The following is a 13471-nucleotide window of genomic DNA, read 5'->3' as shown; positions in this document are numbered from 1 at the left end:
GCGATTGTGCCACCGACCCGCATTTCCGCCCTCACCCGCCCGAAGCGCGGTGCGTCCGCCCTACCGGGCCGGACCGGCCGCCGTCTCCTTGAGCTCCGCGTAGGGCGCGAGCTTCCGGATCGACTCGATGCTCCTGATGCAGTCGTCCCGGCTCTCGTGCGGATCGCCCGTCACCACGACGGTGCCGTTGCTCGCCTTGAGCCGGAACCGGTGCATGCCGGTCTCGTCGGTGTACAGCTCGAACTTCCCTGCCATTGGGTCTTCACCTTTCGGTCCGGTAGCCCCCTCGCACCGCAACGTAGGCCCAAGTTCCCACCACCGCATGCCAGATGGGCCAGATGGGTCACCCCCTACCGCGATCGGGCCGAGAGTTTCAGGGCGGTGCTACTCGCGGGTCAGGATGCCGGTGGCCCGCGACGGGCCCCAGTCGAAGAGGAGCGTGCCGTCGCTGCGCGGCTCCAGCACGAAGTCGCCGTTCACGCACGTCGTCCGGGTGTTGCGGGTGACCCTCTCGTGGCCGGTCAGCCGTTTCGGGAGGCGCTCGGTGAGCAGCCAGACCGTGGTGCAGCCGAGCGGTGAGTACTCGGCGTCCGCGAACTCCTCGCCGATCCGCGCGTCGCGGATCCGTACGAGGACGACGTACTTCTCGCGGCCCTGGGTGATGCTCCCGCGCCAGGTCCCGGCCCAGGACGCCGTCGTGGCGGTGGCCACCGGGCCCGGAGTCGTCGACGCGTACGTGCTCGCCGGTGCCGCGGCGGCGGCCGGCCCGCCGGAGGACGCCGGGTGAGGGGAGTCGTTCCCGGCAAGCTGCCACCAGGTCAGGACGGCGGCGAGTCCCGCGAGCAGTGTCCCGAGACCGCCGAGGACGGTGGACCAGTGGCCCAGCCAGGCTCGAACGGCTTGCTGCCGTGACCGCCCGGGCGGAGCGCCGGGTCCGCCGCCCGGCGTGTTCCCCGGCCCGCCACCGCCGCTCGGCCCGCCGCCGCTGCCCGGACCGGTCCCCGGCCCCGGGCCGGTACCCCCTGCCGTTGCCATCCCGACCACCCCCGGCCGCAGCGTTCCCGTCGCCGGAGGCTTGAACCGCGTGTCGCTCCCCGGTCGACGGCCGCCCGCTCGGTCGTCGCCCGCCCCGAGCGACTCCACCTCGCGGTTCGCGGGCGGCAACTCCTCCGGAGACCGGACCTCAGGCGCGCAGTTCCGGTGCCCTGTCGACGGCTCCGCCCGGGGGAGTGCTCGGCGGTTCGGCCGGCGGTGCGGCAAGCGCCGCCAACCGCCGTTCGCAGGAGCGGCGTTGCACGACGGAGAGTCCCGCGACGGCGGCGCCGAGGGTGAGCCAGCCCGCCGGGCCGGCGGCCATCACCGCGCCGGTCAGCAGCAGCGGGCCGGCCGACTTCTGGACGGACTGGGCCATGCCGGCCACGCCCAGGTAGGAGGCCCGGGCCCGTTCGGGTGCCAGCGAGACGGCGAGCTCCCAGGAGCTCACCGACCGCATCAGCTCGGCGGCGGTGACCAGCATCGCCGCGACCAGCAGGGCGGCCGCCGCCGACCAGGCCCCGCCGGCGGTGCCGAGTGCCACGACCGCGCAGCCCGTCGACATCGCCACGCCGTACAGGGTGACGGCCGCCGCCGCGCGGTGCGGGCCCTCGGCGCGCGCGGAGACCCGGAGTTGGAGCACCACCACCAGGACGGTGTTGATCGCGAGGAAGGCGGGCACGAGGGCGTGCGGCGCCGAGGTGTGGTTCACCAGCCAGAGCGGAAGCCCGACGTTGAGCACCGAGTCGTCCAGGCTCATCGGGATGTCCAGGAGGACGAAGCGCAGGTACCCGCGGTCCCGCCACGGGCTGGGCGCCGGCTCCTGTGCCGGGGCGCCCGGCGTATCGGCCCGCGCCGCGACCCGGCCGCCGCCGCTCGGTTCCCGGGTGCGCCACACCAGGACGGCGGTCACCGCGAAGGACAGCGCGTTGCCGAGGACCAGTGCCCGGTAGGCGTCGGTGGTGCCCACCGCCAGGCCGACCGCCGCGATGCCCGCGCCCAGCGCGTACCCGGCGTTGGCCGCGCTGCGGGTGAGTGCCTGGTAGGTGGAGCGCCGCTCGCCCGTCGACCGGGTGGCGAAGAGCATCTCCAGCGTCTTGGCCGCCCGCTCGCCCAGGGAGGTCACCGCCATCACGGCGAGCAGCGCGGTGAAGCCGTCGCAGACCAGCAGCAGGCCCATCGTGACAATCCGCACCAGGTGGCACCCGATCAGCAGCCCCCGGACGGGGAACCGTTCGGCCAGATGCCCGGCCAGCGGGGAGCCGGCGATGCCCGCCACGGCGGCCACGCCCAGCAGCAGGCCGACCTGCCGCGCGTCCAGCCGGGTGACGAAGGTGAAGTACAGCACCGAGGCCGCGGCCCACACCCCCGTGCCGGTCCGGTCCAGGAACTGGGCGAGCAGCATGACCCGCCCATCCCGTCCGCCCGGCGGCCGCCGCAGCTGCGCCAGTAGTCCGCCCCCGTGCTGTGCCATGACCCCTGCCCCTCGCCGTTCCGGTGTTCGGGGAGCAGCCTGCCGGACATGAATCTCGACGTCAAGATACTTGATGTCAACAGACCTCATGGGGGACTTGCGGGGAGCACCACCCGCCGCCCGGCCGACCTGTCGGACCTCGAAGCTAGGCTGGGAAGCCCGTTGTCCGCACCGCTCCGGAAGGCCCCGGCCGATGTACGCCCTGCACGCGCTCTGGCGAGCCGACGGCCGCCTCGCCCTCTGGGCGGAGGATGCCGCGGTGTACCGGGAGGGCCGCGCGGCGGCCGGCCGGAGTGCGGCGGACGGCGCCCGGGCCGGCGCCCATCCGTTCGCCTGCGCGGCCGCCGACGTCGCGCGTCTGCTGGGCGCGATCGGGCCGGGCCTCGACTGGCTCGCCGGCCAGGGGGCGGAGCGCTGGACCGGCCTGCTGCTGCCCGCCCTCGGCGGCCGACCGGTGCCCTCGCCCGATCTGCCGGTCGGAGCCGCGCCGCGCGGGGTCACGCTCAGCCCCTGGCGGGTGCCGACCCTGCTGTTCGACGCCGCCGAGGCGGCCCAGCTGCTGGGTGCCCTGCACGACCCGCACTGGCCGGGCGCGACCGTCGAGCTCCCGGGCGGCGAAACCGTCGAGGTCGCCTACGGCGCCTCGCTGCGCTGGCTGTCCGCCGTCCACGACCTCGCCTGGCGGCTGGTCGGGCGAGGGCGGCTGCTGCCCGCGCTGGGACAGGAGCGGCCGGGGGAGTGGTACGCGCGCTGGCGGCCCGCGCCGGACTCCGCGGCCCGCCGGGAGCTCGCGGCCCTGGCCGCCGGCTGCCCCCCGGTCTGCCGTGCCGAGCACGCGCCCGGACCGCCCATGCCCGCACCGCCCGTGCCCGCAGCGCCCGCACCGCCCGTGCCCGCAGCGCCCGCGTCCGGACAGCACACGCCCGGACCGCGGACAACGGAGCCGGCCCCGGCCGGGCGCAGCGCCGTCGACCTGTCGACAGAACTGCTGGACACCCTGGTCGACCGCGAGGCCCGGGCCGCGCTCGCGGACCTCGAACCGCCCGCCGAACCGTGGCTCGCCGCGCTCCACTCCGCCGACGGCCGGCTTCCCGAGCGCCCGCCCGCCGACCTGCCCGAGCGGCTCGCCGCCTGGTACGCCGCCCGGTCCCCGGACAGCCCGGTCCGGCTGAACCTGCGCCTCGGCGAACCGCTCGGGCCGGACCCGGACGACCCCGACGGCGGCGCCGTCGCCGACTCCTGGCGGCTGGACCTGCTGGTCCAGGCCGCCGACCGGCCGTCCCTGGTGGTCCCCGCCGCCGCGCTGTGGGCCGAGGACGAGGCGTACGCGGCCCTGGCCCGCACCGTCCCGGATCCGGCCGAGGCCTACCTGGCCGAGCTCGACCGGGCCGCCCGGATCCACCCGCCGCTGCGCACCGCCCTGCTGGACCCCCGCCCCACCGGTGTCGACCTGGACCGCGACGGCGCGCTGGACTTCCTGCGCACGGCGGCGCCGGCCCTTACCCGGGCCGGCTTCGGGGTACTGCTCCCGGCCTGGTGGCAGCGGCGCCCCCGGATCGGGCTGGCCCTCACCGCGGCTCCGGCAGCCACCCCCGGCGCGGTCAAGCGCACCGCGCAGATCGACCGGGACGCCGTACTGGCCTTCCAGTGGCAGCTCTCGCTCGGTGAAGTGACCCTCACCGAGCAGGAGTTGGCCGAGCTTGCGGCCGCCCAGCAGGGCCTGGTCCGGCTGCGCGGCCGCTGGATCGAGGTCGACCAGGCCCAACTCGCCGCTGCCGTGAGGTTCCTGGCCGACCACGGCAGCGGCACGATGGAGCCGGTCGAGCTGCTCCGACTGGCCGTGGACGACCGGGCCAGTGTGGACGGCTTCCCCGTCACGGCCGTCCATGCGACCGGGCCGATCGGCGACCTGCTGGCCGGTCGGCCCGGCGACGCCGACCGGACGCCGCAGCTGCCCGAGGCCTTCACCGGCACTCTCCGCCCCTACCAGCGAAGGGGGTTGGCCTGGCTGGACGCCCTCGGGCGGCTCGGCCTGGGCGCGGTGCTCGCCGACGACATGGGGTTGGGCAAGACCGTCCAGACCCTCGCCCTGCTCGCGCTGGAGCAGGAGCGCGGCGCGGCCGGGCCCACCCTGCTGGTCTGCCCGATGTCGCTGGTCGGCAACTGGCAGCGGGAGGCCGCCCGGTTCGCCCCCGGCCTGCGCGTGCACGTCCACCACGGCGCCGACCGCTCGGCGCCGGATCCGTCCGCCGACCTGGTGATCACCACCTACGGACTGGTCCAGCGCGACGTCGCCGACCTGCGGCGGATCCGCTGGCGGCGGATCGTCGCCGACGAGGCCCAGCAGGTGAAGAACCCGGCGGCCCGGCAGTCCAGGGCGCTGCGATCACTGCGCTCCGGCCCCCGGATCGCCCTCACCGGCACGCCCGTCGAGAACCGGCTGGCCGATCTGCACGCCGTCCTGGACTTCGCCAACCCCGGCCTGTTCGGCAGTGCGGAGTCGTTCAAGGAGCGTTTCTCGATCCCGGTCGAGCAGTCCGGCAACGCCGAGGTCGCTGCCCGGCTGCGGCGGTTGAGCGGTCCGTTCCTGCTCCGCCGGAGCAAGAGCGACCCGCTGATCGCCCAGGACCTCCCGGCCAAGCAGGAGTTCACCGTCCACTGCGGGCTCACCGCCGAACAGGCCGGTCTCTACCGGGCGGTGGTCGCTGATCTGCTGCGGCGCCTCCAGGGCATCCGGGGCGTGGAGCGCAAGGGGGCGGTGCTGGCGGCGATCGGCCGGCTCAAGCAGGTGTGCAACCACCCGGCCCAACTCCTCCACGACGGAACGGAGGTGGCCGGGCGCTCGGGCAAGGTCGAGCGGCTGGTCGAGGTGCTGGAGGAGGCGCTGGCCGAGGGGGACCGCGCGCTGGTCTTCACCCAGTACGCCGAGTTCGGCGCGATGCTCCAGCCGTACCTGAGCCGCCGCCTGGGCGGCGAGGTGCTGTACCTGCACGGCGGGGTGCCCCGGGGGCGGCGGGACGACCTGGTCGAGCGGTTCCGGGCCCCGGACGGCCCGCGGGTCTTCCTGCTCTCGCTCAAGGCCGGCGGCACCGGTCTGAACCTCTCCGCCGCCAACCAGGTGATCCACCTGGACCGTTGGTGGAACCCGGCGGTCGAGGACCAGGCCACCGACCGGGCGCACCGGATCGGCCAGCGCCGCGACGTGCAGGTCCGGCGGCTGGTCTGCGTCGGTACCGTCGAGGAGCGGATCGCCGACCTGATCTCCGCGAAGCGCGCGCTGGCCGACGCCGTGGTCGGCGGCGGCGAGCAGTGGCTGGCCGAGCTGTCCACCGAGCGGCTGCGCGAGCTGCTGACCCTGTCCGCCGACGCGATCGGGGAGTGACCCGCCGCCATGCCAGTACCGGATGACCGCCCGTTGACGGAGTCGCTCGACACCTTCTGGCAGGGCAGGGTCCCGCCGCCGATCGCGCCCGCCGACGCAGGCCCCGAAGCGGCCCCGGCTGTCGACGGGTTGGTCGCCTCCGGGATCACCGTGCGCGGCCGCCCGCTGGAGGCGCTGCTCGCCCCCGCGTACCGGCGGTTCACCGACACCGGCTGACCGCTCGGGCCGTGTTCCCGAACGACCGGCCAGGAGGTCCCGTTCCTCCCCCGCCGGACGAGCGGCCCCTCCCGATCCCAACCGCCCGGAGCGGCCCTCCCGGTCCCAACCGCCCGGAGCGGCCCTCCCGATCCCAACTGCCCGGAGCGGCCCCCCGGGCCCCACCGCCCCGCCGGTGCCCGCGGTTCACGCCGTGGGCACCGGCCGGGCAGGCGGCAGGCCGGGCTACCGAGCCGTCAGCGGGTAGTGGTCGGAGAGGTCGTTGTAGGTGTAGCTCGTACCCCAACTGCTCACCGTCCACGGCGAGCTGTGGAAGTGGACCACCGTGTTGGTGTAGCGCGCCGGCCGGGCGTGGTCGGCCCGGTAGAGGACGTAGTCCAGGTCCTCCTTGGGCTCACCGGGGTAGCGGTAGGCGGCGATTGAGTTGTCGACCGTGTCGAAGGAGTTGGCCCAGCCGTCGCGGGTGTCGGCGGGCGCCACGTTCGCGTTGGTCAGCAGCGACGGGTACTCGCTGCCGTGCGAGTCGATGTTGAGGTCGCCCGCGATCAGCACCGGCTCGGCGGCCGGGATGTTCTTGCCGTCGATGAACGCCTTCATGGCCTTGAGCTGCGCCGCCCGGACCGCCGCGGGCTGCCCGGCCGAGCAGCCGGTGTCGGTGGACTGCAGGTGCGTGCCGATGACGTGCGTGCGCCGGCCGTTGACGTCCAGCACCGCGTAGACGAAGCCCTTGTTCGACCACCAGTCGCTGCCGCAGGCGTCCTTGAAGACGTACTGCTCCTTGCGCAGGATCGGCCACTTGCTGAGCAGCGTCACCCCGCCGTCCTCCGGGGTGGTGGAGGTGTAGCTGCCGCTGGTGGCGTCCCAGCCGGAGGTCGAGCGGCCGACCACGGGGGTGTGGTACGGGTACGCGGCGGAGGCCTGTGCGGTGAGCTGGTCGGAGGCGCTGTTGTCGAAGGCCTCCTGGAGCACGACCACGTCGTGGCCCTGGAAGACGTCGGCGGCCGCGATCGCGTTGGCCCGGTAGTCCTGGCCCCAGTTGGGGTACAGGTTCTTGCTCATCAGGAAGACGTTGTACGTCAGCACGTCGAGCGGCGCGACCGACGGGGTGGCGGCGCTCGCGGTCGGCTCGGTCACCGCCTGGGCGGCGGCGCAGGGGGCGAGCAGGGCGGCGGCGACGGCACCGGCGGCGGCGAGTCGCGAGGCGCGCCGGAGGGTGGTGGGAGTTGGCATGCGCGCAGTCAACGCGCTCCCGGCCACGTCCGGCAAGACGTTCGACAAGCAGTTTGTGAACTCATCGGTAACTCAAAGATGTCTGCTCAACTGGCTTTCCGGATCGTGGACTTGACTGGACAACTTGTTCGGCCACCACATGTGCCGGTCCAGGTCCATGGTCAGCGCGGTGACCAGTACCGAGCGCACCACCAGCGTGTCCAGCAGCACTCCGAGTGCCACTGCGAAGCCGATCTCGGCGAACCCCACCACCGGCAGCGTCCCGAGCACCGCGAAGGTGCTGGCCAGGATCAGCCCGGCGGAGGTGATCACCCCACCGGTCGCGGCCAGTCCGGCCACCGCCCCCTGCCGGGTGCCGAGTTGGGCGGACTCCTCCCGCACCCGGGTCATCAGGAAGATGTTGTAGTCGATGCCGAGCGCGACCAGGAAGACGAAGACGAACAGCGGGAACGCGTTGTCCTGGCCCTCGAAGTGGAAGACGTGCTCGAAGAAGAACGCGCTGATCCCGAGCGCCGCCGCGTAGGAGAGCACCACGGTCGCGATCAGCACCAGCGGTGCGGTGACGGCCCGCAGCAGCACCGCCAGGATCACCAGCACCACGCCGAGCACCAGCGGGATGATCGTCCGGTTGTCGTTGGCGGCGGCCCGTCCGGCGTCCAGGATCACCGCCGTGCTGCCGCCCACCTTGGCGTCGGCGTTCGGCACCGCGTGGACGGCGGCCCGCACCCGGTCCACGGTGTCCTTGGCGGCCTGGCTGTCCGGCGGGTCGGCGAGCGTGGCCTGGAACAGTGCCTGCCCCTCGTGGGTGGTCGGGGTCGACGTCCCGGCGATCCCGGGGGTCTCCTGCGCCACCGCGCGGACGGTACCGGCCTCGCCCGCCGCGCTGATCACGGTCAGCGGAGCGCCGGTGCCGCCGGGGAAGTGCTGCTCCAGCACCTGTTGGCCGACCACCGAGTCCGGCGTCCCGGTGAACGAGCCGGCCGTGCTCAGACCGGTGGCGTTCAGCGAGACCAGCCCGATGCAGCAGGCCCCGAGGGCCAGCGCGGTGCCGATCCACACCTTGCGCGGACGGCGGTTGATCCAGCCGCCGACATGGGCCCACCGGCCGGTCCTGGTCGGCTCCGGCGTCCCGTACGCGGGCTTGACCGGCCAGAACACCCAGCGGCCGACGACCACCAGCAGCGCCGGCAGCAGCGTCAGCATCGCGGCCAGGGCGACCAGCACGCCGATCGCGCAGACCGGGCCGAGGCCCCTGGTGGAGTTCATCTCGGCGACCAGCAGACAGAGCATCGAGGCGACCACGGTGGCCGAGGAGGCCAGGATCGCCGGCCCGGCCCGGTGCAGCGCGAACGCCATCGCCTCGTGCCGGTCCTCGTGCCGGCGCAGCTCCTCCCGGTAGCGGGCGGTGAGCAGCAGCGCGTAGTCCGTGCCGGCGCCCAGCACCAGCACGATGAGGATGCCGGCGCTCTGCGCGTTGACGGTCAGTCCGGAGTGCTCGGCGAGGAGGTAGATCACGGCCTGGGAGACGACGAGCGCGCCCGCCGCGGAGATCAGCGGCAGCGCCCAGAGCACCGGGCTGCGGTAGGTGAGCAGCAGCAGGATGATCACCACGCTGATGGTGGCGGCCAGCAGGGTGCCGTCGATGCCCGCGAACGCCTCGGCCTGGTCGGCGCCGACCCCGGCCGGCCCGGTGACGTGGGTGGCCATGCCCATGCTGTTGTCGGCGGCGGTCGCGCGCATGCTGTCCACCGCCGGACGCAGGTCCTGCCAGCCGCCGGTGCCGATGTCGACCGGCACGATCGTCTGCATCGCCTGGCCGTCGGCGGAGACCACCGGTCCGACCACCGGCCCCAGGACGTGCGGGGCGCTCGCGAAGGCCGTCGCGTCGCGGGCGGCCTCGACCCGGTCGGCGGGGGTGATCCCGCCGTCCCGCTGGTAGACCACCACGGCCTGGGCGGTGTCGACCGGTTGGAAGGCCCGCTGTTCGTTCAGGACCTGGGTGGACTCCGCGTTGCCCGGCAGCCAGCTGGACGCCTGGTTGTCCTCGGCGTCGGTGAGTTTGCCGGCCAGTGGCCCGGCCACCACCAGCAGCACCAGCCACAGCGCCAGGACCACCCACTTGCTGCGGCGGCCGCACGGCAGGGTGGCCAGCTTCCGGGTCGGGCTCATCGGAAACTCCCAGGGGCCTCGGGCGTCAGTCGTCCCAGCCTCCCACCGCTCCCGCTACCCGGCAGCCCGGGCTGAACCGGTCGGGGGGCGGCCCGTACCGGACCGGGCGGGGCGGCCCGGTTCGGGCGTGGTTCGCGAGCCGCCCGCGGCGCCGGAGCCCGGCGGCTACGCCGGTACGGCGGCCCGCGCGCGCAGCTCCTTCAGGACCGCGATGTCCCTCGCGTGCCCGGTGCCGTCACCGCCGTGCTTGCGGTCCGGGGTCTCCACCAGAAGCGGGACACCGGCTGTCGCGGGGTGCTCGAAGAGCTCGCGGAACGGCTCCGCCCCGATCAGCCCGGCCCCGATGTTGGCGTGCCGGTCCTTGCGCGCGCCGACGGCGTCCTCCGAGTCGTTGGCGTGGATCAGGCGCAGCCGGCCCGGCCCGGCGGCCGCGACCAGGGCGTCCAGCGCCGCGCCGGTGCCGCCCGGCGCCGCCAGGTCGTGACCGGCCGCGAAGGCGTGGCAGGTGTCCAGGCAGACCCCGACCCTCGGGTGGCCGTCCAGCGCGTCCAGGTACGCCGCCAGGTCCTCCATCCGGGAGCAGAGCGAGCTGCCCTGACCGGCCGTCGGTTCCAGCAGCAGCCAGGGCGCGTCCTCGCCGAGCGCGTCCAGCTCGTCCAGCAGCGGCCGGACGTCCGCGCGGACCTGGGCCATCGCCTCGGCCCGCCGGGAGCCGCCGCCCGGGGCGGTCCCGACCGCCGAACCGGTGTGCAGCACCACGCCCGCGGCGCCGATCGCGTGGCCGCGCAGCAGGGAGTGCCGTAGCGAGTCGGCCGAGCGTTCGCGGGTCGCCGCGTTGTCCGAGCCGAAGTTGATCAGGTACGGCGCGTGCACGTACGCCGGGATGCCCTGCTCGGCACAGGCGGTGCGGAACTCCGCGTCCTGGGCGGGGTTGCCCGGGGGAGTGGCCCAGCCGCGCGGGTTGGCCACGAACACCTGCACCGTCTCGGCACCGACCCGGCGCGCGTACGCGAGGCCCGTCCCGGCCAGTCCGCGGGCGGCCACCGGCACGTGGGCGCCGATCGGATTGCGGGCGGAGGCGGCGGGTACGGCCGCGGCGGGCGGCGCGGCGACGGCGGTGTTCATGACCCCGAGCATGCCACGCGGGCCGGCGGGCCCGGCGCCCGGACGGGTGCGGTCCGGACGGGCTCGCCCCGGCGACCGGCCACGGCCGGGCGCACGACAGGCCCCGGTACGCCCCGGTGGCCCCGATCCCGCTCCCCGCTACGGCCGGCGCGGTTCGCCCGGCCGGCCCGGACCGGCCGGACGCCACCCCGGCGTACCGCACACCCCGGCGTACCCGCCCGACGACGTGCCCGACCGCACCTCACCTCTCGCAACCGGGCGCGCCGACGTGCTGCCCGGCTCCCGCTGCCGCCACCGTGCCCGCCCCGCCCCACCGCCGCCCCGCCCCATCGCCGCCCCACCCCGAGTCTCCCCGCCCACGGCCCCGATCCGTCGCCCCCCGCCCCGCCCCGACCCACCCCGCCGCCCCGCGCCACGCCGACGGCCCGCCCACCTGGCCGACGCCCCGTCAGTCCCGCAGCCCAGCCCTGGTGGCGGGCCCCCTCGCGCACCCATAGCGTCGATTCGGCCGACACCCACCGGCCGTCATCTCCCGCACACTCCGTGTCACCGCGCCGGCGTCCCCGCGAGCGCGCGAGAAAGCAGGTCACCACTCATGCCCACGCGACGGGTCCACCACCTCGCCGCGGCCACCGCCGCCGCCACGACCGCACTCACCACCGCCCTGACCGCGCTCGGCGCCGCACCTCCGGCGCACGCCGCCGGGACGGTGCACCTCGTCCAGCCGGGCGAATCGATTCAGCAGGCCGTCGACGAGGCCGGCCCCGGCGACACCGTCCAGCTGCTCCCCGGCACCTACCGGGGCAGCGTCCGGATCACCACCCCGGGCCTCACCCTGCGCGGCGCCGGCCCGGACAGCGTGGTCGCCCCCGGTGACGCCGCCGACGGCAACGCCTGCGCCACCGCCGGCCACGGCCTCTGCGTGGTCGGGGCCGACGCCGGCCCGCTCACCGACGTGACGATCGAGGCCCTCGCCGTCACCGGCTTCCGCAAGAACGGCATCAACGCCTCCGGCACCGACCGCATGACCGTCCGCGCCGCCTACGTCCACGACAACGGCCAGCAGGGCATCAGCCAGGAGAAGTCCACCCGTGCCGTGATCACCGGCAACGAGTCGACCCGCAACGGCCAGTCCGGCGTCTTCCTCGCCAACGCGGTGGACAGCGAGGGCGGGGCCCTCACCACCGACGGCACCGTGGTCAGCGGCAACCTGCTCACCGACAACCGGATCGGCGTCACCGTCCGCCGGCTGCGCGACCTCAGCGTCGAGGCGAACGAGATCCACGGCAACTGCGGCGGTGTCTTCATCGTCGGCGACGAAGGGGTCCCCCGGGCCGGGGCGCTGAGCGTCAGCCACAACCGGGTCGTGGCCAACAACAGCTACTGCCCGCCCAACCCCCGCCTCGACGCCATCCAGGGCACCGGCATCCTGCTCACCGGCGCCGAGGACACCACGGTGGCCGGCAACGAGGTCACCGACAACGTGGGCGCCTCGCCGATGTCCGGCGGCATCGTGCTCTTCCGCAGCGTGGTCGGCGTGGCCAACGCCCGGAACACGGTCACCGGCAACCACGTGGTCGGCAACGGTCCGGCCGACCTCGCCGACCGCGACACCGGTACCTCCAACTCCTTCGCGCGCAACCAGTGCGCGGTCTCCGAGCCGGCCGGCCACTGCTGAGCCACAGGCCCCCACCCGCGGCCGCGGGGCACCCCGGCCACCCGGCGAAGCCCCGGCTCCGCCGTACCCAGCCCACCTCCCACCTGCAGAAAGACGGCACATGACCACCGCACCCGCCACCACCCCGCAGGCCGCGATGCGCCTGCGGGAGCTCGTCTTCGGCGCCGCCTGCGCCGCCGCCGTCCGCGCGGCCGCCAGGCTCGGGGTCGCCGACGCGCTCGGCGACACCCCGACCACCGTCACCGACCTCGCGGCCGCGCTCGACACCGAGCCCAAGCCGCTGCGCCGGCTGATGCGGGCCCTCACCTGCTACGGCATCTTCCACGAGACGGGCGACGACCGCTTCGAGCACACCGAGATGTCCCGCCTGCTGCGCGAGGACGCCCCGAACAGCCTGCGCTACATCTCCCTCTGGTGCACCGAGCCGTGGACGTGGGAGGCCTGGCCGAAGCTGGACGAGGCCGTCCGCTCCGGCCGCAACGTCTTCCCCGAACTGTTCGGCAAGGAGTTCTTCGACTACCTGCACAGCGAGGGCGGGGACTCGGCCAAGGTCTTCGACAAGGCGATGACCACCTCCAGCCGGCAGTCCGCGGTCGACTTCGCCGAGTACCTCGACCTCACCGGGATCGACTCGGTGGTCGACATCGGCGGTGGCCAGGGCCATGTGCTGGCCAGCCTGCTGGAGAAGCACCCGGCCCTGCACGGCACCCTGCTGGACCTGCCCAAGGTGGTCGCCGGCGCCGACCCCCGGCTCCGCGACGGCGGCGCCTTCGCGGCCCGGGCCCGGCTGGTCCCCGGTGACTGCCGGGTCGACATCCCGGTCCACGCCGACCTCTACATCATCAAGAACATCCTGGAGTGGGACGACGAGAGCACCCGTCGCACCCTCGCCAACGTGGTCCTGGCGGCCCGTCCGGGCGCGCGCGTCGTCGTGGTCGAGAACCTGGTCGACGACAGCCCGTCGATGCGCTTCACCACCGCGATGGACCTGATGCTGCTGCTCAACGTCGGCGGCGCGAAGCACTCCAAGGAGAGCCTGGTGCGGCTGATGGAGGAGGCCGGACTGGACGTGGCCGACGTCCGCCCGGTCAACCCGTACCTGCACGCCTTCGAGGCCACCGTGCGCGGCTGACCGCCGCACCGCACCGAGCGACCGCCGGCCCCG

General features: G+C 74.7%; 10 protein-coding genes. 4 read left to right on the top strand and 6 right to left on the bottom strand.

What is annotated here, in order from left to right; all coding sequences use genetic code 11:
• Nucleotides 1-60: 60 nt before the first annotated feature.
• The 3 genes from ABZ497_RS18020 to ABZ497_RS18010 form a co-directional block, all read right to left on the bottom strand.
• The gene (locus tag ABZ497_RS18020) at nt 61-255 is read right to left on the bottom strand and encodes a DUF1508 domain-containing protein (RefSeq protein WP_329490958.1); all 195 of its coding nucleotides are present in this window, start codon (nt 253-255) and stop codon (nt 61-63) included.
• A 129-nt stretch (nt 256-384) separates the two neighbouring features.
• Nucleotides 385-711 carry a hypothetical protein gene (locus ABZ497_RS18015; protein ID WP_359806209.1) on the bottom strand — a complete coding sequence of 109 codons (327 nt, stop codon included), beginning with the start codon at nt 709-711 and terminating at the stop codon, nt 385-387.
• Between the two features lie 472 nt (nt 712-1183).
• Nucleotides 1184-2506 carry an MFS transporter gene (locus tag ABZ497_RS18010; protein WP_359806207.1) on the bottom strand — a complete coding sequence of 441 codons (1323 nt, stop codon included), beginning with the start codon at nt 2504-2506 and terminating at the stop codon, nt 1184-1186.
• A gap of 193 nt (nt 2507-2699) precedes the next feature.
• On the opposite strand from ABZ497_RS18010, the gene ABZ497_RS18005 reads away from it, so the two are divergent.
• Both ABZ497_RS18005 and ABZ497_RS18000 read left to right on the top strand, forming a co-directional pair.
• A complete protein-coding gene (locus ABZ497_RS18005) occupies nt 2700-5888 on the top strand; it encodes a DEAD/DEAH box helicase (protein WP_359806205.1) in 3189 nt (1062 codons plus the stop codon).
• Between the two features lie 9 nt (nt 5889-5897).
• Nucleotides 5898-6104, top strand: a complete 207-nt coding sequence (locus tag ABZ497_RS18000) for a hypothetical protein (RefSeq protein WP_359806202.1) — start codon at nt 5898-5900, stop codon at nt 6102-6104.
• Between the two features lie 225 nt (nt 6105-6329).
• Here ABZ497_RS18000 and sph read toward each other — a convergent pair whose 3' ends face one another.
• The 3 genes from sph to ABZ497_RS17985 all read right to left on the bottom strand — a co-directional run bounded on the left by sph (nt 6330) and on the right by ABZ497_RS17985 (nt 10628).
• A complete protein-coding gene (sph, locus tag ABZ497_RS17995) occupies nt 6330-7334 on the bottom strand; it encodes a sphingomyelin phosphodiesterase (RefSeq protein WP_359806201.1) in 1005 nt (334 codons plus the stop codon).
• 72 nt (nt 7335-7406) lie between these two features.
• A complete protein-coding gene (locus ABZ497_RS17990) occupies nt 7407-9503 on the bottom strand; it encodes an MMPL family transporter (RefSeq protein ID WP_359806199.1) in 2097 nt (698 codons plus the stop codon).
• A 165-nt stretch (nt 9504-9668) separates the two neighbouring features.
• Nucleotides 9669-10628 (bottom strand): deoxyribonuclease IV, encoded by a 960-nt coding sequence (locus ABZ497_RS17985; protein ID WP_329490965.1) that lies wholly within the window; start codon nt 10626-10628, stop codon nt 9669-9671.
• A 595-nt stretch (nt 10629-11223) separates the two neighbouring features.
• Here ABZ497_RS17985 and ABZ497_RS17980 point away from each other — a divergent pair.
• The gene (locus tag ABZ497_RS17980; RefSeq protein WP_359806196.1) at nt 11224-12306 is read left to right on the top strand and encodes a right-handed parallel beta-helix repeat-containing protein; all 1083 of its coding nucleotides are present in this window, start codon (nt 11224-11226) and stop codon (nt 12304-12306) included.
• A 100-nt stretch (nt 12307-12406) separates the two neighbouring features.
• A complete protein-coding gene (locus tag ABZ497_RS17975; RefSeq protein WP_329490967.1) occupies nt 12407-13438 on the top strand; it encodes a methyltransferase in 1032 nt (343 codons plus the stop codon).
• The last annotated feature ends 33 nt before the right edge of the window (nt 13439-13471 follow it).

Origin of the sequence: Kitasatospora sp. NPDC005751 (assembly GCF_040630835.1) — a bacterium.
Classification (GTDB): domain Bacteria; phylum Actinomycetota; class Actinomycetes; order Streptomycetales; family Streptomycetaceae; genus Kitasatospora.
The sequence above is the reverse complement of the archived record's forward strand: the minus strand, read 5'-3'. Positions and strand labels throughout refer to the sequence as shown.